Source organism: Bacteroidales bacterium, from assembly GCA_014860585.1.
Lineage (GTDB): Bacteria > Bacteroidota > Bacteroidia > Bacteroidales > 4484-276 > RZYY01.
Genome location: JACZJL010000117.1, coordinates 1 through 2,097 on the forward strand (window position 1 = coordinate 1; position 2,097 = coordinate 2,097).

Annotated in this window: 2 protein-coding genes; both read right to left on the minus strand. The window is 45.3% G+C overall.

The window, feature by feature from the left end; genetic code table 11:
• The coding region (locus IH598_12810; GenBank protein MBE0639391.1) for an IS91 family transposase at positions 1 to 1,025 on the minus strand (1,025 nt) is incomplete at its 3' end.
• 11 nt (positions 1,026 to 1,036) lie between these two features.
• Complete coding sequence (locus IH598_12815) at positions 1,037 to 1,882, minus strand: tyrosine-type recombinase/integrase (GenBank protein ID MBE0639392.1); 846 nt, start codon at positions 1,880 to 1,882, stop codon at positions 1,037 to 1,039.
• Positions 1,883 to 2,097: the final 215 nt, after the last annotated feature.

A 2,097-nucleotide genomic window follows, 5' to 3' on the forward strand; every position in this document is an offset into this window, starting at 1 on the left:
GGCAGGTATGCCGGTTTTTCGATCAGTGTAAAACACAGATCAAGTTTTGTTTTAATGTTACAGATGGCCATAAAGCCGAAATAGCGAATCTTGTAGAATCCACATGGCAGCACGTGTTGCAAAAAGCGACGGATAAACTCATCCGCATCGAGGGTGATGGTTTTGGATAATCCTGCGGTTTTGTAATCTTTATAGCTGAAAGTTACTTTACCATCATTGAAGTCAGCGATCCGGTGATTGGAAATGGCCACGCGATGGGTGTAGTTACCCAGGTAGTTGATCAGGTTTTGCGGTCCGGCAAATGGTTTTTCGCAATAAACGACCCATTTTTTCTGGTAGCAAAGGTTTTTGATTTGCCGGAAGCTGGCAGTGTCGTCCGGGAGTTTTAATTTTCCCTGCTCAACACCCTGTTCCAACAATCGGCAAAGTACTCCTCTGAACACAGCACTAAGCGCTTTGACAGGCAAGAAGAACTTTTTCCCTGATCGTATCCATTCGGTCTGATCATCGGAAAGGCCGCCTGCCGGTACAATCATGTGAATGTGGGGATGGTATACCAGTGTTTGTCCCCAGGTGTGCAGAATAGCCACCGCGCCTGCCTGAGCTCCAAGGAAATTTTGATTTGCAGCACATTGCATCAACGTTTTACCGGCGGCTTTGAACAGCAGGCTGTATGCATTATCCTGGTTGAGGTAAAAGAGCCGATTCAGGTGCGCCGGAATGGTAAACACCACATGAAAATGCTTCACTGGCGGCAGGTTGGCAGCGAGTTTATCCACCCATTTTGCTTTTTTTATAAACTGACATTTTGGGCAATGGCGGTTACGGCAGGAATTGTATGCCGGCCTGACATGACCGCAATTGTCGCACTGATCCAGGTGACCTCCCAGGGTTGATGTCCGGCAACTGGTAATGGATTTGAATGCTTTGATTTGCTCGGAACACAGATTATTGTTTTGTAAAAAATCTGTTTCACGGCTTCTGAAAATATCAGCAAGCTCGATGCTTTGTCTTTGATTTTCCATGACCGTGCATATTACAGGCTCATCAAATCCAGGGGTGATTTTATGCCCGAAGGCTGAACGTTTACCAAATGAAGATAACCTGCAGTGGTTTTGAGCGAAGTATGCCCGAGGAATTGCTGAATAAGCCGGATGTTAACACCCTGCTCCAATAAATGGGTAGCAAAGCTGTGCCTGAGGGTATGAAACGAAATTCTCTTGTTAATGCCTGCTTTTGCAGCGCAATCTTTTACAATGGTGTTCAACGTTTGAACGGACAAATATTTGCCTTTTTTGCCCTGCGCTTCAAAAAGAAAATGTACCGGCCTGTGCAGTTTGTAATGCAACCGTAGCATTTCCAGTGTCTTGAGAGAAAGGATGGTGTAGCGGTCTTTTTTGCCTTTACCCTGCACCACATGAACCATCATGCGCTTTGAATCAATGGCCGAAGGTAGTATCTGTTGGGCTTCTGAACGACGCAGTCCTGCTGAGTAAGATAGCATCAGGATTGCCTTGTGCTTGATATTTGGGGTGGCTTCGATAAGTTGGTGCACCTCCCCGATTGAAAGTACCACAGGTAGTTTCTTTACTCTTCTGGGACGCTTGATATTTATCTTTTCCCAACTCCTCCCAAGGATATCCACCTGCATTATCTTAAATGCACTGATGGTTTGGTTGATACTTGAAATCGAAACCTCCTGATTGATTATACGCTGATGCAGGTAACTTTTGAGCTGATCAGCAGTAATGTTGTCAATGGGCAGCTGGAAATATTTTTCTACATTTGCCAGCAGTCTGCTGTAAGTGACGATTGTTCTTTCGCTGTAGTTGCGAAACTGCATCTCCTGAACGAGACACCCGATTAAATCTGAATTTTGCATGATGTTTAAATTTTAGAGTTAGCACCCCAAAATTAACATCATTTTTCCGCCCCCGCTAGGGGGCGGTTTAGTTCAACGTTTGATGGTATGGTGTCGTGCGGGAGTACGAGGTGATTTCCTATCAGTTTACACCGACCTTTTTTACGAGTCACGAACCTTCGCAAACCACTGAAACCCGCATGCACTATACCATGTGTTATGCGCTGGGGTTTATC

Coding starts and splice junctions, on each gene's coding strand:
- IH598_12815 (MBE0639392.1), bottom strand. CDS start 1,882: ATGCAAAATTCAGATTTAATCGGGTGTCTCGTTCAGGAGATGCAGTTT.